A 20,645-nucleotide genomic window follows, 5' to 3' on the forward strand; every position below is an offset into this window, starting at 1 on the left:
CGGCCCGGCATGCTCCCGGGTGGCTGTTTCGGTCGGCCCAGCATGCCGTGGGTCGGCGACGGCCTCGGCAGTTGTCCACAGCGCGAGGTTCTGCCCTTCTCCTCGCTCGTCGTCGTCCACAGGCCGTGGCACGAGCCTGCATGCGGCCGCCCTGGTCAACGCTTCGTCGCTATCCACAGGGCGGTGTTGTGGCCGTCGCCGCGCCGGGCTTGTCCACAGGGACGGCCGAGTGGGTGGCGTGCGCCCGAGGCGGTGACTAGCGTTCCTGGCATGCGCGCCGCCTACGCCAGTGCCACGAAACCGGACGAACCGCTCGCCGCCCTCACCGTCGGCGACCTGCCCGAGCCGTCACCACCCGAGGGCTGGGTGACGGTCGACGTCCGCGCCAGCTCGCTCAACCATCACGAGCTCTGGTCGCTGCGCGGCGTCGGGCTCCCGGCCGAGCGGCTACCCATGATCCTCGGCTGCGATGCGTCCGGTGTGGACGGCGACGGCAACGAGGTCGTCGTCTACCCGGTGATCGAGGACAAGGAAGACCCGCGCGGCTTCTCGCTGCTGTCCGAGCGCTGGCCCGGCACGCTCGCCGAGCGCGTGGCCGTGCCGGCCGGCAACCTCGTGCCCAAGCCGGCGGGCATCTCCTTCCTCGACGCGGCGTGCCTGCCGACCGCGTGGCTCACGGCGTACCACATGCTCACGACGCGCGGACGCATCGACGACGCGGAATCGGTCCTCGTCCAGGGCGCCGGCGGTGGCGTCGCCACGGCCGCTGTGGTGCTGGCTGCGGCGCTCGGCAAACGGGTGTACGCGACCAGCCGCGACGCCGGCAAGCGCGAGAAAATCGCCGAGCTGGGCGCCACAGCCGTCGAACCCGGCGCCCGCCTGCCGGAACGCGTCGACATCGTCATCGAGTCCGTGGGCGCGCCGACCTTCGAGCACTCGCTGAAGTGCTCCGCCCCTGGAGCCCGCATCGTGGTGTGCGGCGCAACGGGCGGCCCCTTCCCGAAAGTGGACCTCCGCCGGGTCTTCATGATGCAGCTCGAGATCCTGGGCAGCACCATGGGCACAGCCGAGGACCTCGCCCAGCTGCTGGACCTGTGTGTCGCTCGGGACATCCGGCCGGTCATCGACTCGACGTACGGATTCTCGGCCGTGGCAGACGCGTTCGCGCGGCTGAACTCGGGCGAGGTGTTCGGAAAAGTGGCGGTGGATCACCTGCACTGATGGGCGTCCGGCCGCTGGAGCAGTCCGTGCCGTGCGGACTGCTCGGCTCCGGCCTCCGCGGACGGCGCGCCACCGCCCGCTGGCCTCCTACGGGCCGGCGCGCCGCCGCCCGCTGGCCCATAACGGCTGGCGCGCCGCCTCCGCCGGCCTGGGGCGGGTCGGCGCACCACCCCACCCGCCTGTCATGGGTCGGCGCGCCACCCCCTGTCCGGCCTGCAACGAGTCGTTGCGCTGCGTCCGTTGGCCCACTGCGGGTGGGCGCGCTGCGTCTGTTGGCCCACTGCGGGTGGGCGCGCTGCGTCTGTTGGCCCACTGCGGGTGGGCGCGCTGCGTCTGTTGGCCCACTGCTGCGGGTGGGCGCGCTGCGTCCGTTGGCCCACGACGGGTCGGTGCGTCGCCGGCCCCACTACGGGTTGCTGCGCTGCGCTCGCTGGCCCGCGCCTCGGCACGCCGTTCATCTGTGGCACGGGCACGGCGGACCTTGGGTCAGAGGTCGTCGCGGAAGTTGTTCGTGGCGGCGAGGCGTTTCCGTGCCGGAGCGTCGCCGTAGAGGGACCAGCGCCAGAAGTCGGTGGTCGTGGTGACGACGCGGGTGAAGTCGGGACCACCCGTGGTGATGTGGCCGCCTCGGGGCAGGGTCAACAAAGCCCTGGGCCACGGCACAGCCTCGAATGCGGCGAGGCCGTCGGCGTACCGGACGGTCCGGTCCAGCTTGCCGTGCACGAACAGCACGGGGGTCTCGGGGCCGGTGAAGGGTGCGGCCAGCAGCTGGCGTCCGGCGAGCACCACGGCGGCGGTCAGCCTCTTGTCCCGGTTGCCGGACAGCATGCCCAGCGTGGTGATGCCGCCGCCCGAATGGCCGGCCGCGGCGACGTGGGTCTCGTCGAGGCGGTTCTCGAGCGGGTCGCCCTGTTTGCGGTTGAGGGCGAGCAGCTCGGTGAGCACGTACGAGGCGTCCACCGGCTGATTGACCAAGTCGAGCACGGTGAACTCCGCGGCACCTCGGGAGGTGTGCGGGTACGCGGCGCCTGCCACCACGAACCCCGCCCGCGCCCAGCGCGTCAGCAGCGACGCGTAGTCCTCGGGGCGGCCCGTCAGGCCATGGCTGAACACGATCACCGGGTACGGGCCCTTGCCGGTGGCCGGGTACCAGACCGTGGTGGGCAGGGGACGATCTTCGCCGCGGCTGAGCTGCAGTTTGCGTACGCGTACGGGAAAAGAACGGTTCGGCGCCGCGCCCACCGGGGCCGGCGCAGAGGCGGCCGTGGTCTGCGGCCGGGCGGAGGCGCCGGCGGAAGGCGTCGTGGGTTGCGGACCTGTGGAGGCCGGCGGGATGGCGCTCCGAGAGGCCGGCGGGTCGCCGCCGTCGTTCGCCGAACACGAGGTGAGCGCCAGGACGGCCACGATGATCAGCGTGGCGGTACGGCGGCTCATGACCATCATTGTGCCCGGGCGGGAGCTGCTTGACCGGCTGTCGGAACCCTGCGGCCCAGCCAGCGTGCGGTCGAGGCCGAAGGCAAGCCCGGCGTGGCGGTTGGGCCCGGCGTGGCGGTTGGGCCCGGCGTGGCGGTTGGGCCCGGCGTGGCGGTCAGGGCCCGCACCGCGGTCCGGACCCGCCGTGTGGGTGGGGACGCGGTGAGAGTCATGACGCGGCATGGGTGACGGCAGGCGAAGGGTGGTGGATGGGCCGTTGATCGGGCCGGTGTCGCGCGAGCGATGGGCCTGCCGAATCGCCATCAAAGAGACGCACCGGGCCGACCCTGGTGTGCGGGACACTCCCACGGACGGGTGAAAACGCTCGAGGGCGCGGGAACGCCCTGGTAAGTGGCAGGGACGGCCTGGCTGCGGGGGTACGGCTTCGCTATGGTCGTGCGCATGTCTGACAACAGCGTCGATCCGAGCGGCAACACCGAGGCCTTCCGCGCCTTCACGCAGAGTGGTCCTGAGGAGCCCGCGCCGGCCTCGAAGACACCGCTGATCATCGCGGCCGTCGCGGTCGTTGTCGTGCTCATCGCCCTCATCGCCTGGCTCGCGGTCGGCTGATCCCACCACCCGAACGACGGCGCCGGGCCGAGTTCACGGCCCGGCGGCGTCCCGGTGGTACGCCTCACGGCCGGGGACCGGCTGAGCAGCCCGGGACCCGTGCAGTCCGAAACCGGAGCAGCAGAGGCCCGAGGAGGGTGCGGCCGGAGCAGCAGCCTGGCGTCCGCACAACTTGGGGCCGGAGCAGCCCGCGGCCGGAGCAGCAGCCTGGCGCCCGCATGACTTGGGCCGGAGCAGCCCGGGCCCGGGAGCAGCAGCCCCGGGGCCCGAGCAGCAGAGGCCCGAGGAGGGTGCGGCCGGAGCAGCAGCCTGGCGTCCGCACAACTTGGGGCCGGAGCAGCCCGCGGCCGGAGCAGCAGCCTGGCGCCCGCATGACTTGGGCCGGAGCAGCCCGGGCCCGGAGCAGCAGCCCCCGGGGCCCGAGCAGCCCGGAATCCCTCAATCCTCGCCGAGCGCCAGCCGCGTCTGCTCGGCGATCTCCAGCTCCTCGTCCGTCGGCGTCACGCATACCGCCACCCTTGACCCGTCCGGCGAGATGATGCGGTTGTTCTTCTCGTTCCGGGCCGGGTCGATGTCGATGCCGAGGGACGACAGGCCGTCCAGGGACGCTGCCCGGACCTCCGGGGAGTGTTCGCCGACGCCCGCCGTGAAGGCGATCGCGTCCGTGCGGCCCAGGATCGCCAGGTACGCGCCGACGTACTCCTTGATGCGGCGGCAGTAGACGTCGAAGGCGAGGGTTGCCGCCGGGTCTCCCTCCTCGCGGCGGCGCTGGACCGTGCGCATGTCGTTGTCGCCGGTGAGGCCTTGGAGGCCCGCGCCGCGGGTGAGGGAGTGTTCGATCTCGTCGACGGGCAGGCCCGCGACCCGGTGCAGGTGGAAGATGACCGTGGGGTCGATGTCCCCGCTCCGGGTGCCCATCACCAGGCCGGACTGGGGCGACATGCCCATCGAGGTGGCGACGCTGCGGCCGCCCTGGACGGCGCAGGCGCTCGCGCCGTTGCCCAGGTGCAGGGTAATGATGTTGGCTTCGTCGGGCGGCAGGCCGAGGAGCGCGGCGGTCCGGCGGGCCACGTACGCGTGTGACGTCCCGTGGAACCCGTAGCGGCGGATCTGCCAACGGTCCGCGAGGGCGGCGTCGATCGCGTACGAGACGCCGGCGGGTGGGATGGTCTGGTGGAACGCCGTGTCGAAGACGGCGACCTGCGGGACGTCCGGCATCAGTTTGCGGGCGACCGCGATGCCGCTCAGCGCCGCGGGGTTGTGCAGGGGCGCCAGCGGCACGAGGCTTTCGACGGCTTCGACCAGCTCGTCGTCGATGACCGTGGCCGCGCTGAAGAGGGGCCCGCCGTGGACCACGCGGTGCCCGACCGCGCCCAGGCCGGTGAGGTCGACCGACTCCATGACGCGCTGGAGGGCCGCGGTGTGGTCGGCGGCGTCGCCGCCCGCCTCGCCGATCCGTTCGATCAGGCCCCTCGCCAGAGTCCGCGGCCCGTCCGAGGCGGCCGAGCCCCCGGAGGCCGAACCGCCGTCCGTGCCGGCCGGGCCCCCGGAGGCCGAACCGCCGTCCGTGCCGGCCGGGCCCCCGGAGGCCGAACCGCCGTCCGTGCCGGCCGGGCCCCCGGTCGCCGAACCGCCGTCCGTGCCGGCCGAGCCCTCGTCGGCGGCCGAACCCCCGGACGGGTCGTCGAAGAGCCGGTATTTGACCGAGGAGGACCCGCAGTTCAGGACCAGAATTTTCATGAGTGCGCCTGGATCGCCGTGATCGCCACCGTGTTGACGATGTCCTTGATGGTCGCGCCGCGGGAGAGGTCGTTGACCGGGCGGCGCAGGCCCTGCATCACCGGGCCCACCGCGACCGCGTTGGCCGAGCGCTGGACCGCCTTGTACGTGTTGTTCCCCGTGTTCAGGTCGGGGAAGACGAAGACCGTCGCCTTGCCCGCGACCTCACTGTCCGGGAGCTTGGTGGCCGCCACGGCCGGGTCGATGGCCGCGTCGTACTGGATGGGCCCCTCCACCGGCAGGTCGGGACGGCGTTCGCGGACGAGGGCCGTCGCAGCCGCCACCTTCTCGACGTCGGCGCCCGCGCCGGAGCTGCCCGTGGAGTAGGAGAGCATCGCGACGCGGGGTTCGATGCCGAAGGCGGCCGCGGTGCGGGCGGACGACAGGGCGATGTCGGCGAGCTGGGCGGCGTCCGGGTCCGGGTTGACGGCGCAGTCGCCGTACACGAGGACGCGGTCGGCCAGCAGCATGAAGAACACGCTCGAGGCGACCGAGACCTCGGGCACGGTCTTGATGATCTCGAAGGCGGGACGGATGGTCGCGGCGGTGGTGTGGGTGGCGCCGGAGACCATGCCGTCGGCGAGGCCCGAGGCGACCATCATCGTGCCGAAGTAGTTGACGTCGCGGACCACGTCGTACGCCAGGTCGAGGGTGACGCCCTTGTGCCGGCGCAGCTCCGCGTACTGCTTCGCGAAGTCGTCGCGCCACTCGCTGGCCGCGGGGTCGACGAGCTGGGCGGCGCCGATGTCGACGCCGACCTCGCGGGCCCGCCGGGTGATCTCCGACGGGTCGCCGAGCAGCGTGAGCCCGGCGACCCCGCGCCGCAGCAGGGTCTCGGTGGCGCGCAGGATGCGCTCGTCGGTGCCCTCCGGCAGCACGAGGTGGCGGCGGTCCGCGCGGGCGCGGTCGATCAGGTCGTTCTCGAACATCAGCGGCGTCACCCGGCTGGACCGGGTGACGTCGAGCCGGCGGTTGAGCTCGGCGGTGTCGACGTGCTTCTCGAACGCCCCGAGCGCCGCCTCGACCTTGCGCGGCGTGGCGGGACTGAGCGTCGCCTCGATGCGGCCGGCGGCGTTGATCGTGTGGTAGCTGTCGGACGGCACCACCAGCATGGCGAGGCCCGTGTAGAGCCGCTCGATGACGCGGACGGCCCGCGGGTCGGGGAACTCGCCGATGGTGAGCACCAGCCCGGCCAGGGTGACGTTGCCCGCGGCGTGCGCGGCGCTCGCCGCCACCAGCAGGTCGGCGCGGTCGCCGGGGGTGATCAGCAACGCCCCGTCGGTGAGGTGGTCGAGAACCGCCGGCACGTGCGCCGCCCCGACGACGTAGTCGAGGACGTCGCGGTCGAGCGCAGCCTCCCCGCCGAACACCACGGTCGCGTCCAGGGCCGCCGCGACCTCGGCGACGGTCGGCGCCGCCACGGCCGCCACCTCCGGGATCGCCCACACCGGGACCGGAAGGCCGCCGGGCGCGGCGACCCCTTCCGGCACCCGGTTGGCGATGACGGCGAGGACGGTCGCGCTCAGATCGACAAGCGAGTGGTACGCCGAGCGCACCGCCGAGCCGAGATCCCCGCGACCCTGGCCGCTGACCACGGGCACGACCACGCTGCCGAACTCGTTGGCGAGCCGCGCGTTGAACGCCAGCTCCCGGGGCATCTCGTCACCGTGCTCGTCCTGGGCGTCGGCGAAGTCGCTGCCGATCACGATCACGGAGGAACACTTCCGCTCGACCTCGCGATAGCGCTCGACGATGCGGGAGATCAGCTCCTCGCGCCGGCCGTCGGCGACGAGCGCGGACGCCTCGGCGGCCGTCACCCCGTAGGAGTCGTCGTAGCCCGCGACGAGCGGATAGCGGCTGGTCAGCAGCGTCAGCAGCGGATCGGCGCCGGTGCCGGGCACCAGCGGCCGGAACACACCGATGCGCGCGACCTGACGGGACAGAAGCTCGACGAGCCCGAGGGCGACGGTTCCCTTGCCGACACCGGGCCCGAGCCCGGCAACGTAAACGCTGCTTGCCACAGGCCTCAAACTACCGGCCCGGCGTTGATCGTGCCGGGGGTCGCGCGACCCTGTGGACAAGGACCAAAGACCTCAGTCGGTACGGGCGGCGCCGCAGCTCAGGCCAGGGCACGCAGATATACCTGCGGATGCGCCAGGAAGCGGCGCCAGTGCCCGACGATCTCGAGCTCCTCCCATGTGGTACGGCGCACACCGTGCCGGCCGAGCTCAAGGATCGTAGCTCCGGGCAGTGCGGTGAGAATCGGGGAGTGCGTGGCGACGACGACCTGGGCGCCGTCGGCACGCAGCACCTCGAGCCGCGCGAGCAGGCCGAGGGTCGAGGTGAACGACAGCGGCGCCTCGGGCTCGTCCATCAGGTAGAAGCCGTACCCGTTGAACTTGCGCGCGAGCAGTTCGAGGAAGCCCTCGCCGTGGCTGCGGTCGTGCAGGTCGCCGTCCGGCGACCCGGGCAGGTTCTCCAGGTACGTGTACAGCCCGTGCATCGTCTCGGCGCGCAGGAAGTACGCGTTCGCGCGGCGCCCGGGCGTACGGATCACCTTCAGCGCGGCGCCCAGCGGCGACTCGGTGGCCCGGCTGCTGTGCCGGGCATCGCGCGAGCCGCCCTCGGGGTTGAGCCCGTGCGCGGCGGCCAGCGCCTCGATCAGCGTCGACTTGCCGGAGCCGTTCTCGCCGACCAGGAACGTCACCCCGGCCGGGATGTTGAGCCCGCGCTCCAGCACGGCGGCCACCGCGGGGATCGTCGCCCACCAGGCACCCCGGTCGACCTCGGCCCCGGGATCGAGCTCGACCCGGCGGATCGGACGGTCCGGTCTACTCCTCATCGTCCTCGTCGGCGCGCGCCAGCCAGGTGGCGAACCGCTCGATCGGGGTCTCGAACTCCGGGTTGACGTCGACGAACGTCCGCAGCTGCTCGGCGACCCACTCCAGGGTCACCGACTCCTCGCCACGCCGCTCGACCAGTTCCTCGATACCGCGATCGGTGAAGTACATGCCGCCGATCCTAGGACCCGCCCCGGCGGGCCCTGGCCGGGCCCACCGGAAGCACGGACCGCGGTGAGCGCGGGTCGCGGTGAGCGCGGGTCGCGGTGAGCGCGGGTCGCGGTGAGCGCGGGTCGCGGTGAGCGCGGGTCGCGGTGAGCGTGGGTCGCGGTGAGTGCGGGTCGCGGGCTGCGGGGCGCGCGGGGCGCGTGGGCTGCGGGGCGCGTGGGCTGCGGGGCGCGTGGGCTGCGGGGCGCCCGGGGCTGTGGGGAGCGTGGGCTGCGGGTCGCGCGGGCGGGTGGGCGCGGTTGCTGAGCGCCCGGCTGCGGGCGCGGGCTGGAGCGAACACGCCGCGGGGAGCGTGGCCGGCGGCAGGCGGGATGTCGCGGAGTCCGGCATAGCCGGTGCTCCGGGCGGGCCGGAAACGGCAGCGCCCCGCCGCGGACGACGGGGCGCTGCTGAGGGACCGACGGGTCAGGGGCGGGGGAGGGCCGCCTCGACCAGGGCGGACTGCTCGGCCTCGTGCATCTTGGCCGAGCCGACCGCCGGGGCCGCCGCGGCCGGGCGGGAGATGCGGCGCAGCCGGACGCCCTCGAGGTGCTCCAGCAGGTTGAGCGCGACGAAGGACCAGGCGCCCTGGTTGGCCGGCTCCTCCTGCACCCATGCGAAGTCCTCCGCGTTGGGGAACTGGTTGAGCACCGCCTTGAGCTCCTCGACCGGCAGCGGGTAGATCTGCTCCATGCGGATGATCGCCGTGTCGGTGATGCCCCGCTCGGCCCGCGCCTGGAACAGGTCGTAGTAGACCTTGCCGGTGCAGAGCAGGACCCGCTTGACCGCGTTCGCGTCCAGCGGCGTGCCCTTGATGCCGGCGTCGCCGATGACCGGCTGGAAGGTGCCGGCGGTGAAGTCGGCGACTGACGACACCGCGAGGCGGTGGCGCAGCAGCGACTTCGGCGAGAACACCGCGAGCGGCTTGCGCTTGCTGGACAGGGCCTGGCGGCGCAGCAGGTGGAAGTAGTTGCCCGGGGTGGTCGGGTTGGCCACGCGCATGTTGTCCTGCGCGCAGAGCTGCAGGAAGCGCTCCATGCGGCCCGACGAGTGGTCCGGGCCCTGGCCCTCCATGCCGTGCGGCAGGAGCAGCACCAGCGACGACTGCTGGCCCCACTTCGCCTCGCCGGAGGAGAGGAACTCGTCCACGATCGACTGCGCGCCGTTGACGAAGTCGCCGAACTGGGCCTCCCAGAGGACCAGCGCGTCCGGGTTCTCCACCGAGTAGCCGTACTCGAAGCCCATGGCCGCGTACTCGCTGAGCAGCGAGTCGTGCACGAAGAAGCGGGCGTTGCCGGTGGCCAGCGTGGAGATCGGCAGGAAGTCGTCGCCGGTCTTGGCGTCGATGATCGCCGCGTGCCGGGACGTGAACGTGCCGCGCCGCGAGTCCTGGCCGGCGAGCCGGACGGTGACCCCCTGGGCGAGCAGCGAGCCGAACGCGACCAGCTCGCCGAAGCCCCAGTCGATGCCGCCCTCGGTGGACATCTTGGCGCGCCGGTCGAGCAGCTGCTGGACCCGCTTGTGCGGGGTGAAGCCCTCGGGCAGGTCGACGTGCGCCTGGCCGACCGCCTTGACCATGGCGGCCTCGACGGCGGTCTCGACCTGCGGCTCGGGCTCCTCGCCGAGGACCGGGCGGACCCGCGGCGGCGAACCGGCCGCGTCGCGGGTGCGCTTGAAGACCTGCTCCAGCTGGGCCTGGTAGTCGCGCAGCTGCTCCTGGGCGTCGTCCACGGTGATGTCACCGCGTCCGATCAGCTCCTCGGTGTAGAGCTTGCGGACCGACCGCTTGGTGTCGATGATCTCGTACATCCGCGGGTTGGTCATCGACGGGTCGTCGCCCTCGTTGTGGCCGCGGCGGCGGTAGCAGACCAGGTCGATGACGACGTCCTTGTTGAACGCCTGGCGGTATTCGAAGGCGAGCTTCGCGACGCGGACGACGGCCTCGGGGTCGTCGCCGTTCACGTGGAAGATCGGCGCCTGGATCATGCGCGCGACGTCCGTCGAGTACAGCGAGGAGCGGCTGTACTCCGGAGCGGTGGTGAAGCCGACCTGGTTGTTGACCACGACGTGGATCGTGCCGCCGGTGCGGTAGCCGCGCAGCTGCGACAGGTTGAGCGTCTCGGCCACGACGCCCTGGCCGGCGAACGCGGCGTCGCCGTGCACCAGCACCGGGAGCACCGTGTAGCCGTGCAGGCCCAGGTCGAGGCGGTCCTGCTTGGCCCGCACGATGCCCTCGAGAACCGGGTCGACGGCCTCCAGGTGCGACGGGTTGGCGACCACGCTGACGGTCGTCGAGGTCTCGCCGTCCGGCGTCGTGTACTTGCCGGTCTGGCCGAGGTGGTACTTGACGTCGCCCGAGCCGTGCGCCGACTTCGGGTCCATCTGACCCTCGAACTCGTTGAAGATCTTCTCGTACGGCTTGCCGACGATGTTCGCGAGCACGTTGAGCCGGCCGCGGTGGGCCATGCCGATGACCATCTCGTCCAGCCCGGCCTCGGCCGAGGATTGCAGGACGGCGTCGAGCAGCGGGATCAGCGACTCGCCGCCCTCGAGCGAGAAGCGCTTCTGGCCGACGAACTTGGTCTGCAGGAAGGTCTCGAAGGCCTCCGCCGCGTTGAGCCGGTTGAGCACGTGCTTCTGCTCGTCCTGGTCCGGCTTCGTGTACTTGATCTCGATGCGGTCCTGGATCCAGCGCCGCTCCTCGGGACCCTGGATGTGCATGTACTCGATGCCGACCCGGCGGCAGTAGGTGTCGCGCAGCACGCCGAGGACGTCACGCAGCCGCATCTTCTGCTTGCCGGCGAAGCCGCCGACGGGGAAGGTGCGGTCCAGGTCCCAGAGCGTCAGGCCGTGCTGGAGCACGTCCAGGTCCGGGTGCCGGCGGATCTTGAACTCCAGCGGGTCGGTGTCGGCCATGAGGTGGCCGCGCACCCGGTACGCGTGGATGAGCTCGACGACCCGCGCGGCCTTGTCGATCTGCCCCTCGGAGGTCCGGGCGACGTCGCGCACCCAGCGCACCGGCTCGTACGGGATCCGCAGCGAGGTGAAGATGTCGTCGTAGAACGAGTGCTCGCCGAGCAGGTACTCGTGCATGGCCTTCAGGAACTCGCCGGACTGCGCGCCCTGGATGACCCGGTGGTCGTACGTGCTGGTCAGCGTGGTGACCTTGCTGACGCCGTGGTCGGTCAGCATCTCGTCGGACATGCCCGAGTACGGCGCGGGGTACTCCATCGCGCCGACGCCGATGATCGCGCTCTGCCCCGCCATGAGGCGCGGGATGGAGTGGACCGTGCCGATGCCGCCCGGGTTGGTCAGCGAGATCGTCGTCCCGGCGTAGTCGTCCATGGTCAGCTCGTTGCGGCGGGCGCGGCGCACCACGTCCTCGTACGCCTGCCAGAACTGGCGGAAGTCCATCTGCTCGCAGTTCTTGATGGAGGGCACGACGAGGGTGCGCGTGCCGTCCTTCTTGGCGAGGTCGATGGCGATGCCGAGGTTGATGTGCTCCGGCTGCACGAGGGCGGGCTTGCCGTCCACCTCGGCGAAGGAGTTGTTCATCTCGGGGTGGGCCATGACCGAGCGGACCAGCGCCCAGCCGATGAGGTGGGTGAAGCTGACCTTGCCGCCGCGCCCGCGGGCGAGGTGGTTGTTGATCACGATGCGGTTGTCGACCAGGAGCTTGGCCGGCACGGCGCGCACCGAGGTCGCGGTCGGCACCTCGAGCGAGGCGTCCATGTTCTGCACGATGCGGGCGGCGACGCCGCGCAGCGTGGTGACCTTCGACCCGGCGGGGGTGCCGCCGTTCGCGGCGACCTTGGCGGGGGCCGGGGCGGTGGCCGCCTTCGGCGCGGCCGCGGCCGGCGCGGCGGCCGGCTTGGTCTCCGGTGCCTTGGCGGGGGCCGGCTTGGCCGGCGCGACGGTGGCCGCGGCGGGAGCGTCTGTGCCGGCCTTCTCTGCGGTGGCCTTCGCGTTGGCGGCCTTGGCCTGGTCGGGCGTCGCGATCGAGCCCGCGGCCGTGGCCGGCTTGTAGTCGGCGAAGAAATCGTGCCAGGCCGGGTCGACGCTGGAGGGGTCGGCCAGGTAGCGCTGGTACATCTCGTCGACGATCCACTCGTTCGGACCGAAGTCCGCGAGCGGATTCTCATGCGAAGTCTGCTGGGTCGACACTTCCGTGTTCGCCTCTTTCACCATGTTGTCAGCACGCGACGTTCGTCACAGGGGACGACGGACGAAGGATTCGGCGTCAAGGCTACGCCGTGAGAATTGCGTAGCCATGCGCACGTCCGGACTGTGACCAACGGCTGAGGCTCACGAGAGACGTGTGACCTGCCGGATACGTCAGGTGATGTCCCGCTTCTTCGTGAGCCAGGTGCCGAGGAGGCCGGCGACCGCCGCGTACCCGATCAGGACCGCTGCGCCGACCCAGCGCGGCGGGTTCCCGGGCAGCTCGGTGCCGGAGATCATGAGCTGTGAGGCCAGCGGCGGGACCAGGACCTGCAGCTTGCCGAACCAGTCGCCGATCCGCGGCGTGAGCAGCGCGAAGATCGTCGCGGCGCCCAGGTAGCCGATCACGTACACGGTGCTGAGGGTGATCGTCGCGCCGAGCTGGCTGCGGATGAGCACACCCGCGCCGACGCCCAGGACCGCCCATAGCGCGTACGCGAGCGCGTTCAGGCCGACCGCCCGCCACACCGCGGGCTCGCCGAGCTGCACGCCGACGTCCAGCGCGTTGAGGATGAACGGCACGATGATCAGGTTGAGCAGCGTGGTGATCAGCCAGAAGATCAGGCCCAGCACCACCGCGGCGACCAGCTTCGCGACGATCACCGCCTCGCGGCGCGGCGTCACCAGGAACGTGGTGGTCGCGGTCTGGTGGAAGAACTCGTTGGTCACCACGATCGCGGCGAGCAGCATGACCACCAGGACGCCGAAGAACTGCCCGCTGGTGTAGAGGTTGCTGGCGACGTTGACCGACTCGGCGGCGACCCGCACCTGCTCCGCCTGGTCCGCGTCGAGCCCGGCCTCCGCGGGGTCCAGGTGCAGCGTGGCGTTGGCGCTGACCCAGTTGACCAGCAGCGTCAGGGCCCACAGCGGCAGCGCGATGAGGCCGAAGACCCACCACGTGCTGGTCGTACGGATCTTGAGGAGCTCGGCCCGGACCAGGTTCATCGGATGCCCGCCTTTCCGGCCGTGAGCTGCAGGAAGACCTGTTCGAGGTCGGCTCGCTCGCCGCTGAGCTCGTGCAGCTCGATGCCGGCGGTGAAGGCGATGTGCCCGACCCGGGCCGCGTCGAGGCCGGTGACCATCAGCGCCTCGTCGGGCAGCGCCGCGACCGTCGCCTGCTGGGCGGTCAGGGCGGCCGAGAGCTCGGCGGGCTGCGGGGTGCGCACCCGGACCTGGCTCATCCCGGACATGGAGCCGAGGACCTCGTCGACCGGCCCCTGCCGGATGAGCTGCCCGGCGGCGATGATCACCACGTCGTCGGCGAGCTGCTGCATCTCGCCGAGCAGGTGGCTGGAGACCAGGACCGTCCGGCCCTCGGCGGCCAGCGACTTGAGCAGGTCGCGCATCCACCGGATGCCCTCGGGGTCGAGGCCGTTGGCGGGCTCGTCGAGGATCAGCACCCGCGGGTCGCCGAGCAGCGCGGCGGCGATGCCGAGCCGCTGCTTCATGCCCAGCGAGTAGCCCTTGAACTTGCGCTTGGCCGCCGGGGTCAGCCCGACCCGGGCGAGCGACTCGTCCGCGGCCTGCCGGGGCAGCCCCGCGGACGCGCAGATCACCCGGAGGTGGTTGATGCCGCTGCGGCCCTTGTGCGCGCTGGAGGCCTCGAGCACCGCGCCGACGTGCCGGATCGGCTGGTCGAGGTCGGCGTACCGCACTCCCGAGAAGGTGGCGGTGCCCGCGGTGGGGCGGACCAGGCCGAGCATCATGCGCAGCGTGGTGGTCTTGCCGGCGCCGTTGGGGCCCAGGAAGCCGGTGACCCGGCCGGGGCGCACGGTGAACGAGAGGTTGTCGACGGCGCGCAACTGCCGGTAGTGCTTGGTGAGCTGGGAGACGACGATCTCCTCGGACGCGGCCGTCAACGCTCGCTCCTTCCCGTCGGTGGGGGCGCTGGGGCCTCAACCTACCTGTTCAACGCCACCCACGTGGCCCGGGCGCGCGCCAGCGGCGAGCCGTCCGGCGCGTACACCGTGGAGTCGACGACGGCCTTGCGTCCCTCGGCGCTGACCGGGGCGCCGACGACCACGCATTCCTCGCCGGCGGCGGGCAGCGCGTCCACCGCGGCCGCGATCCGGCCGAGCAGGTAGACCCGGCCGGTCTGCAGCGCGGACCAGCCGCCGGGGCAGTCGAGCGCCGCCCACACGGTCTCGAAGGTGACGTCCGGCGGGACCGTCCAGGCGGCCACCATGCGCCCGTCCGGCAGCGGGCCGGGGAAGATCCGCAGGCCGTCGAGGCGTTCCGGCCCGCACACGTAGCAGCCCGGGAAGGGGTGGTCGGTCAGGCCCGGGTAGGGCCCGGCCTGCGCCGGGGAGGCCGGCGGTGTGCCCGGTCCCGCGTCGGCCTCCGGCGCGACCTCGGCCACCAGCGTGCCGGCGGGATCGAGCACCTTGCCGCCGTCCACCGTCAACGTCGTCTCCAGCGGCGGCGGCACCCGCAGCGTCACCTGGAACGGCGGGCCGGCGGTGCCGGCGCCCGCCGCGGCGGCGAAGGCGCCGGCGGACCAGCCGCCGTTGCCGGAGCCGGGCGGACCGTTGAAACGGGCGGGGATCAGCATGCCGGGAACCCTCTCACGGCGGTGCGACACAAAGGCGTTCACCCAGCGGACATCCGGGTTCACCCGCCGCGCCACGCCAGCGGCAATCGCGAGCCTTACACAGTTCTCATGACGGTACTCATGACCGCCGCCGCACCCACCGGGACCAGCGGCTACTCGCTCCTGATCGCCGACGACAGCACCCAGGTCGCGGCCGCGCAGCGCCTGCGCCACGACGTCTTCGCCGGCGAGCTCGGCGCCACCCTGCGCGGCGCCACGCCCGACGGGCGGGACGTGGACGAGTTCGACGACTTCTGCGACCACCTGATCGTCCGGGACGACACCACCGGCGACGTGGTCGGCACCTACCGCATGATGACGCCCAAGGGCGCCGAGCGGGCCGGCCGGCGCTACGGCGACGGCGAGTTCAACCTGAGCGGTCTGCGCCCGCTGCGCGACCAGCTGGTCGAGACCGGCCGCTCGTGCGTGCACCCGGATCACCGTACGGGCGCTGTGGTCAACCTCATGTGGGCCGGGATCGCGCGCTACCTGCACCTCAACAACCTGCGGTGGCTCGGTGGCTGTGCCTCCGTGTCGCTGGAGGACGGCGGGCACACCGCTGCCGGGGTGTGGGCTCGCGTCCAGAGCAAGCACATGTCGCCGCCGGCGCTGCGGGTGCAGCCGCGCCGCAACTGGCTCGCGGAGATGTCGCTCGTTGGCGACCCGCGGCTGCAGCCGCCGCCGCTGCTGAAGGGCTATCTGCGGCTCGGCAGCTGGGTGTGCGGGGAGCCCGCGTACGACGCCGACTTCAACTGCGCCGACTTCTACGTGCTGTTCTCCATGGACCGGATGGATCCCCGCTATCGGCGGCACTTCCTGGGAGCGACGCGATGATCTGGCAGCCCGTGTCCGCGTGCGGTCCGCAGTGCCGGCCGGGTGGTGACGATGCCGTGCGCGGGCTGACGACGGTGTTGCGGTTGGTGACCGCTGCCGCCGTACTCATCGGTGGTCTGATGCTTGTGCCGCTGCTGCGCGGCGTCGCGGTGCGGACCCTTGCCCGCACCCTGCTCGCGGTTCTGGGGGTGCGGCTGGTGTGGCGTGGTCCCGCGCCGCGGCCCGGCAGCCTCCTGGTGGCCAACCACGTCTCCTGGCTGGACGTGCTCGCGTTGCTGGCGGTGACGCCGGTCCGGCTCGTCGCCAAGCGTGAGGTCGGCGCGTGGCCCGCCGTGGGTGCGCTCGCGAAGCGGTCCGGCGCCATCTTCGTCGACCGCGCACGGCCGAAGACGCTGCCCACGACGGTGGCCGAGGTCACCGCGGCGCTGCGGGCGGGCCGGTCGGTCGCGGTCTTTCCGGAGGGTACGACGTTCTGCGGCGCGGAACGTGGCCGCTTCCGCCCGGCGCTGTTCCAGGCGGCGGTGAACGCGGGCGCCACCGTCGTTCCGATCTCCATCCGGTACGCGTCCCCCGCCGCGTCCTTCATCGGCGATGACACGCTGTGGTCCTCGGTACGCCGAGTAGCCGGCTTGCGAGGATTGACAGTGACGCTCGTGGGGTCGCCGGGGCTGCGCCCGGAGCCGGGAGCCGACCGGCGGTCGCTCGCGCGCGCGGCGCAGGCGTCGGCCGGCCTGCGCGGCGCCACGTTCGGGCTCGCCGCTTAGCGCTCTCACAGAAAACTTTCAGGCACCGTGCAGCGCAGGCGCAGCGACCTGCGTGAAGATGGGCCCATGGCCGCTACTCAGACCCAGGGCAAGCAGAGCGAGGCGAAGCTCCTCGTCGTCGAGGACGACGCGAACATCCTCGAGCTGCTCTCCGCCAGCCTGCGCTTCGCCGGGTTCGACGTCAGCACCGCGACCAGCGGCAGCGCCGCCGTGAGCGCGGCCAAGAACGCCACGCCCGACCTTGTCGTCCTCGACGTCATGCTGCCGGACCTCGACGGTTTCGAGGTGATCCGGCTCATGCGCGAGGGCGGTGCGCGCACCCCCGTCGTGTTCCTGACCGCGCGCGACAGCACCGACGACAAGATCCGTGGTCTCACCCTCGGCGGTGACGACTACGTGACCAAGCCGTTCAGCCTCGAGGAGCTCACCGCGCGCATCCGCGCCGTGCTGCGCCGCACCAGCGCCGGCGACGAAGAGCCGTCGCGGCTGGTCTTCGCCGACCTGGAGCTCGACGAGGAGACGCACGAGGTCTACCGCGCGGGGCAGCGGGTGCAGCTGTCGCCGACCGAGTTCAAGCTCCTGCGCTACCTCATGCTCAACGCCAACCGGGTGCTGTCTAAGGCGCAGATCCTCGACCACGTCTGGAAGTACGACTTCCGCGGCGACGACAACATCGTGGAGTCGTACATCTCCTATCTGCGGCGCAAGGTGGACAACGTGCAGCCGCGCCTGATCCACACGCTCCGCGGCGTCGGGTACGTCCTGCGCAAACCCGCCGTCTGAGCACGGTGACCCTCACCGACCGGGTCCGTGGCCACGTTCCGCTGCAGACCGGACTGCGCCGGGTGCCGTTGCGCACCAAGCTCGTCGCGTCCGTGCTCGCCCTCGTGTTCGCCGCGCTGACGCTGATCAGCGCTGCGAGCACGTACGCCCTGCACACGTACATGATCGGCCGCCTCGACGCACAGCTCCTGCAGCTCACGCACACCGTGGAGAACCTGCGGGCCAACGAGGAGTTGAAGCTGCCGGGCGAGTACCTGGTGGCGCTGACCTCCGTGGACGGCGTCGGCAAGATCGAGTACGACGACTCCGTGCTCAAGCCGAGCCAGGTGCCTCCCCTGGCCAAGGGCGTGGACGACGTGAACCGGCACGCCGCGAACGGGGCGTACACCATCCCGTCGCAGGACGGCACCGCGCATTGGCGGATGCTGGTCACGGTGCTGGAGAACGGCTCGGTGCTGCACGTGGGACAGCGGCTGGTCGGCATCGACGACGCGATCAGCCAGCTGATCTGGGTCGACACGCTGGTCGGCGCGGGGGTGCTGTTCGCGCTCGCGGCGGTCGGGGCGGCCATCGTGCGGCAGAGCCTGATCCCACTGGTGCAGATCGAGCGGACCGCGGCGGCCATCGCGGCCGGCGACCTCACCCAGCGCGTGCCCGATCCAGAGCCGCACGAGGGCGAGCCGCAGACCGAACTGGGCCGGCTGTCCCGCGCGCTGAACGCGATGCTGGCCCAGATCGAGGCCGCCTTCACGGCCCGCGCGCTCTCCGAGACCGCGGCCCGGGCCGCGGAGTCGCAGGCCCGCGACGCCGCCGAGGCGGCCCGCGCTTCCGAGGCGCGGGCGGTGCGCTCCGAGGAGAAGATGCGGCAGTTCGTCGCGGACGCTTCGCACGAGTTGCGTACGCCGCTGACGTCCATCCGCGGCTTCGCCGAGCTGTACCGGCAGGGCGCGGTCGGCAACCCCGAGGACACCGCGAAGCTCGTACGCCGCATCGAGGACGAGGCCTCCCGGATGGGTCTGCTCGTGGAGGACCTGCTGCTGCTGGCCCGGCTGGACCGGGAACGGCCGATCGAACTGGCCCCCGTGGAGCTGCCGGTGCTCGCGATGGACGCGATCCAGGCGGCACAGGCGACGGCCCCCGACCGCAAGATCACGCTCGAGGTCCGCGACGTGCCGGAGAAGCTGGTCGCGTACGGCGACGACGCGCGGCTGCGGCAGGTCATCGGCAACCTCATGACGAACGCGCTGGTGCACACCCCGCCGGACGCCTCGGTGACGCTGTCGCTGTCGGCCGAGGAGGGCAACCGGGCGGTCATCGAGATCACCGACACCGGGCCGGGATTGTCGGCGGATCAGAAGGATCACGTGTTCGAGCGCTTCTACCGGGTGGACGAGGCGCGGACACGGCGTACCGACCGGGACGCCACCGGGACGGGCCTGGGCCTGGCCATCGTGGCGGCGATCGTCCGGGCGCACCACGGCACTGTGGACGTCATCAGCGAGCCGGGCAAGGGCGCGACGTTCCGGGTCGCTCTGCCCGCTTTGGTGCCGGACGAATCCTGATCCTCCCGGCATCCGCCATTCACAGAAAACCTTCAGGGCCAGCACAGGTCAGTCGGAGCGGTCGGGGGCAATGTTGACCGCATGAACGAGCACGAGACCAACCCGCAGCGGCACGAGGACTCCTCGCCCGAGGAGCAGTCGCACCGGCCCGCGGACGCCTCCACCGCAGGCAGCAGCCCGGAGCGGGGAGAGTCCGACGTCACGGCGCAGCAGCCCGTCGTGGGCGGCGGCCCGGCACCCTGGCAGCCGCAGCCCGGCCAGCCGCACCCTGGTCAGCCGCAGCCCGGTCAGTGGACGGGCTCCCCGTGGCAACAGCCGCAGGCGCAGCCGCCGTACGGTCAGCAGCCGTACCCGGGCCAGCCGTTCCCGCCGCAGCATCCCGGTGCGCCGCAGCCCGCCTACGCCGGCGCCTATCCGGGCCAGCCCGGCCAACCGCAGCCCGGCCAGCACCAGCCCGGCCAGCACCAGCCTCAGCCCGGCCAGCAGCAGCCGCAGTACGGTCAGCCCGGCGCCGAGGGTCCCTGGACCGCCCAGCAGGCCGCGGACGCTCCCATCTGGGCGACGCAGGTCGGCGGCGAGCCGCAGCGCGACCCCGCGCGGGCCGGCCGCAACCGCCGGATCCTGGTCGCCGGCGCCGCCGCGGTGCTGATCGCCCTGGGCGCCGGCGGCGTCGGGGCCGCGACCGCGATGGCCTTCGACGACGACAGCAGCGCGGGCACCGTGCAGACCAGCAACTCGTCGGTGACCCGGGTCGTCGACCGCTCCTCCCTCGCGCAGATCGTCGCCGCGGTCAAGGACAGCGTCGTCTCGATCAAGACGGAGAGCGGCGAGGGTTCCGGCGTCGTCCTCGACGCCCAGGGCTACATCGTCACGAACAACCACGTCGTCGCCACCGCGCAGGGCAACACCGTCACGGTGATCTTTGCGAGCGGCAAGAAGGCGTCGGCCACGATCACCGGCACGGATCCGCGTACGGACCTGGCCGTGGTCAAGGTCAGCGGCGTCTCCGACCTCAAGCCGGCGAAGTTCGGCTCCAGCGCCAACATGCAGGTGGGCGACACCGTGCTCGCGCTGGGCAGCCCGCTGGGCCTCGAGGGTTCGGTGACCGAGGGCATCATCAGCGCGAAGGACCGCACGATCCAGTCCGGCGGCGAGGACCAGCAGACCCCGCAGAACCCGTTCGGCGGCGGTCAGCAGCAGTCGTCCGGCACCACGTCGATGTCCGGCCTGCTGCAGACCGACGCGCCGATCAACCCGGGCAACTCGGGCGGCGCGCTGGTCAACACCAACGGCGAGGTCATCGGCATCAACTCGGCCATCGCGACGTCGGGCGCGGGCTCGGGCAACATCGGCCTCGGCTTCGCCATCCCGAGCGACAAGGTGACCACGGTGTCCAAGGCGCTGATGAAGGGCGAGAAGGTCAGCCACCCGGCGCTCGGCGTCAGCGTCACCGAGGCCGAGGGCGGCGGCGCCCTGGTCAGCACGGTGCTGCCGAACAGCGCGGCCGCCAAGGCCGGCATCGAGCAGGGCGACGTCATCACCGTGGTGAACGGCAAGCCGATCAACGACTCCGACGACCTCATCGCGGTCATCCAGAGCGCCAAGGTCGGCGACACGGTGTCGGTGAAGTTCACCCGCAACGGCCAGGAGCAGACGGTCAACGCGACGCTGACCGAGGCGCCCTGACGGACCACACCCGGCGCCGCCCGGGCCATCGGGCGGCGTCACCTCCCCAGCGGTGGGTGGTCGTGACCAAGGGGGTTGGTCACGACCACCCACCGCACCTTTATGTCCCCTTCGC

16 protein-coding genes are annotated in these 20,645 nt (G+C 72.1%); 7 read left to right on the forward strand and 9 right to left on the reverse strand.

Annotated elements, in window-relative coordinates; genetic code table 11:
* Positions 1-270 precede the first annotated feature (270 nt).
* The gene (locus AB0K03_RS29000) at positions 271-1,221 is read left to right on the forward strand and encodes a zinc-binding dehydrogenase (protein WP_364690971.1); all 951 of its coding nucleotides are present in this window, start codon (positions 271-273) and stop codon (positions 1,219-1,221) included.
* A 486-nt stretch (positions 1,222-1,707) separates the two neighbouring features.
* Here the strand turns inward: AB0K03_RS29000 and AB0K03_RS29005 are convergent, their stop codons facing one another.
* Positions 1,708-2,655, reverse strand: coding sequence for a chlorophyllase/cutinase-like alpha/beta fold protein (locus tag AB0K03_RS29005; protein WP_364690974.1), 948 nt, complete (start codon positions 2,653-2,655; stop codon positions 1,708-1,710).
* Positions 2,656-3,096: 441 nt separating this feature from the next.
* Between AB0K03_RS29005 and AB0K03_RS29010 the strand changes: the two genes are divergently transcribed.
* The gene (locus AB0K03_RS29010) at positions 3,097-3,264 is read left to right on the forward strand and encodes a hypothetical protein (protein WP_364690977.1); all 168 of its coding nucleotides are present in this window, start codon (positions 3,097-3,099) and stop codon (positions 3,262-3,264) included.
* Between the two features lie 438 nt (positions 3,265-3,702).
* Here the strand turns inward: AB0K03_RS29010 and AB0K03_RS29015 are convergent, their stop codons facing one another.
* The 8 genes from AB0K03_RS29015 to AB0K03_RS29050 all read right to left on the reverse strand — a co-directional run bounded on the left by AB0K03_RS29015 (position 3,703) and on the right by AB0K03_RS29050 (position 14,862).
* The gene (locus AB0K03_RS29015; protein ID WP_364690980.1) at positions 3,703-5,004 is read right to left on the reverse strand and encodes an acetate kinase; all 1,302 of its coding nucleotides are present in this window, start codon (positions 5,002-5,004) and stop codon (positions 3,703-3,705) included.
* Positions 5,001-7,073, reverse strand: a complete 2,073-nt coding sequence (pta, locus tag AB0K03_RS29020) for a phosphate acetyltransferase (protein ID WP_364690983.1) — start codon at positions 7,071-7,073, stop codon at positions 5,001-5,003. The genes AB0K03_RS29015 and pta overlap by 4 nt, the downstream gene beginning before the upstream one ends.
* 89 nt (positions 7,074-7,162) lie before the next feature.
* Positions 7,163-7,885: an AAA family ATPase gene (locus AB0K03_RS29025; protein WP_364690986.1), complete on the reverse strand. Its 723-nt coding sequence runs from the start codon at positions 7,883-7,885 to the stop codon at positions 7,163-7,165.
* Positions 7,875-8,054: a DUF6104 family protein gene (locus AB0K03_RS29030; protein WP_364690989.1), complete on the reverse strand. Its 180-nt coding sequence runs from the start codon at positions 8,052-8,054 to the stop codon at positions 7,875-7,877. The genes AB0K03_RS29025 and AB0K03_RS29030 overlap by 11 nt, the downstream gene beginning before the upstream one ends.
* A 462-nt stretch (positions 8,055-8,516) precedes the next feature.
* Positions 8,517-12,254 (reverse strand): multifunctional oxoglutarate decarboxylase/oxoglutarate dehydrogenase thiamine pyrophosphate-binding subunit/dihydrolipoyllysine-residue succinyltransferase subunit, encoded by a 3,738-nt coding sequence (locus tag AB0K03_RS29035; RefSeq protein ID WP_364691059.1) that lies wholly within the window; start codon positions 12,252-12,254, stop codon positions 8,517-8,519.
* Between the two features lie 171 nt (positions 12,255-12,425).
* The gene (locus AB0K03_RS29040) at positions 12,426-13,256 is read right to left on the reverse strand and encodes an ABC transporter permease (protein ID WP_364690992.1); all 831 of its coding nucleotides are present in this window, start codon (positions 13,254-13,256) and stop codon (positions 12,426-12,428) included.
* Positions 13,253-14,170, reverse strand: coding sequence for an ABC transporter ATP-binding protein (locus AB0K03_RS29045; protein WP_364690995.1), 918 nt, complete (start codon positions 14,168-14,170; stop codon positions 13,253-13,255). Before AB0K03_RS29045 ends, AB0K03_RS29040 begins: the two co-directional genes overlap by 4 nt.
* Positions 14,171-14,211: 41 nt before the next feature.
* Positions 14,212-14,862, reverse strand: a complete 651-nt coding sequence (locus AB0K03_RS29050) for a hypothetical protein (protein ID WP_364690998.1) — start codon at positions 14,860-14,862, stop codon at positions 14,212-14,214.
* 108 nt (positions 14,863-14,970) lie between these two features.
* Here AB0K03_RS29050 and AB0K03_RS29055 point away from each other — a divergent pair, with 108 nt between their 5' ends.
* From AB0K03_RS29055 to AB0K03_RS29075, 5 genes are all read left to right on the forward strand, one after another.
* Positions 14,971-15,735, forward strand: coding sequence for a GNAT family N-acyltransferase (locus AB0K03_RS29055; protein ID WP_364691001.1), 765 nt, complete (start codon positions 14,971-14,973; stop codon positions 15,733-15,735).
* Entirely contained in the window at positions 15,732-16,499 is a 768-nt protein-coding gene (locus tag AB0K03_RS29060; protein ID WP_364691004.1) for a lysophospholipid acyltransferase family protein, read from the forward strand. Before AB0K03_RS29055 ends, AB0K03_RS29060 begins: the two co-directional genes overlap by 4 nt.
* 66 nt (positions 16,500-16,565) lie before the next feature.
* Positions 16,566-17,282: a response regulator transcription factor gene (locus AB0K03_RS29065; protein ID WP_364691007.1), complete on the forward strand. Its 717-nt coding sequence runs from the start codon at positions 16,566-16,568 to the stop codon at positions 17,280-17,282.
* A gap of 5 nt (positions 17,283-17,287) precedes the next feature.
* Complete coding sequence (locus AB0K03_RS29070; protein ID WP_364691010.1) at positions 17,288-18,844, forward strand: HAMP domain-containing sensor histidine kinase; 1,557 nt, start codon at positions 17,288-17,290, stop codon at positions 18,842-18,844.
* A gap of 81 nt (positions 18,845-18,925) precedes the next feature.
* The gene (locus tag AB0K03_RS29075; RefSeq protein ID WP_364691013.1) at positions 18,926-20,530 is read left to right on the forward strand and encodes a trypsin-like peptidase domain-containing protein; all 1,605 of its coding nucleotides are present in this window, start codon (positions 18,926-18,928) and stop codon (positions 20,528-20,530) included.
* Positions 20,531-20,645 lie beyond the last annotated feature (115 nt).

It is taken from the genome of Actinoplanes sp. NPDC049316 (assembly GCF_040677315.1).
Lineage (GTDB): Bacteria > Actinomycetota > Actinomycetes > Mycobacteriales > Micromonosporaceae > Actinoplanes.

Excerpts from the sequence above, each read along its gene's own strand:
- AB0K03_RS29055 (WP_364691001.1), top strand. The coding sequence starts at position 14,971 with ATGACGGTACTCATGACCGCCGCCGCACCCACCGGGACCAGCGGCTAC.
- AB0K03_RS29025 (WP_364690986.1), bottom strand. The coding sequence starts at position 7,885 with ATGAGGAGTAGACCGGACCGTCCGATCCGCCGGGTCGAGCTCGATCCC.
- AB0K03_RS29040 (WP_364690992.1), bottom strand. The coding sequence starts at position 13,256 with ATGAACCTGGTCCGGGCCGAGCTCCTCAAGATCCGTACGACCAGCACG.
- AB0K03_RS29065 (WP_364691007.1), top strand. The coding sequence starts at position 16,566 with ATGGCCGCTACTCAGACCCAGGGCAAGCAGAGCGAGGCGAAGCTCCTC.
- AB0K03_RS29015 (WP_364690980.1), bottom strand. The coding sequence starts at position 5,004 with ATGAAAATTCTGGTCCTGAACTGCGGGTCCTCCTCGGTCAAATACCGG.
- AB0K03_RS29060 (WP_364691004.1), top strand. The coding sequence starts at position 15,732 with ATGATCTGGCAGCCCGTGTCCGCGTGCGGTCCGCAGTGCCGGCCGGGT.
- AB0K03_RS29005 (WP_364690974.1), bottom strand. The coding sequence starts at position 2,655 with ATGAGCCGCCGTACCGCCACGCTGATCATCGTGGCCGTCCTGGCGCTC.
- AB0K03_RS29050 (WP_364690998.1), bottom strand. The coding sequence starts at position 14,862 with ATGCTGATCCCCGCCCGTTTCAACGGTCCGCCCGGCTCCGGCAACGGC.
- AB0K03_RS29000 (WP_364690971.1), top strand. The coding sequence starts at position 271 with ATGCGCGCCGCCTACGCCAGTGCCACGAAACCGGACGAACCGCTCGCC.
- AB0K03_RS29030 (WP_364690989.1), bottom strand. The coding sequence starts at position 8,054 with ATGTACTTCACCGATCGCGGTATCGAGGAACTGGTCGAGCGGCGTGGC.
- AB0K03_RS29075 (WP_364691013.1), top strand. The coding sequence starts at position 18,926 with ATGAACGAGCACGAGACCAACCCGCAGCGGCACGAGGACTCCTCGCCC.
- AB0K03_RS29010 (WP_364690977.1), top strand. The coding sequence starts at position 3,097 with ATGTCTGACAACAGCGTCGATCCGAGCGGCAACACCGAGGCCTTCCGC.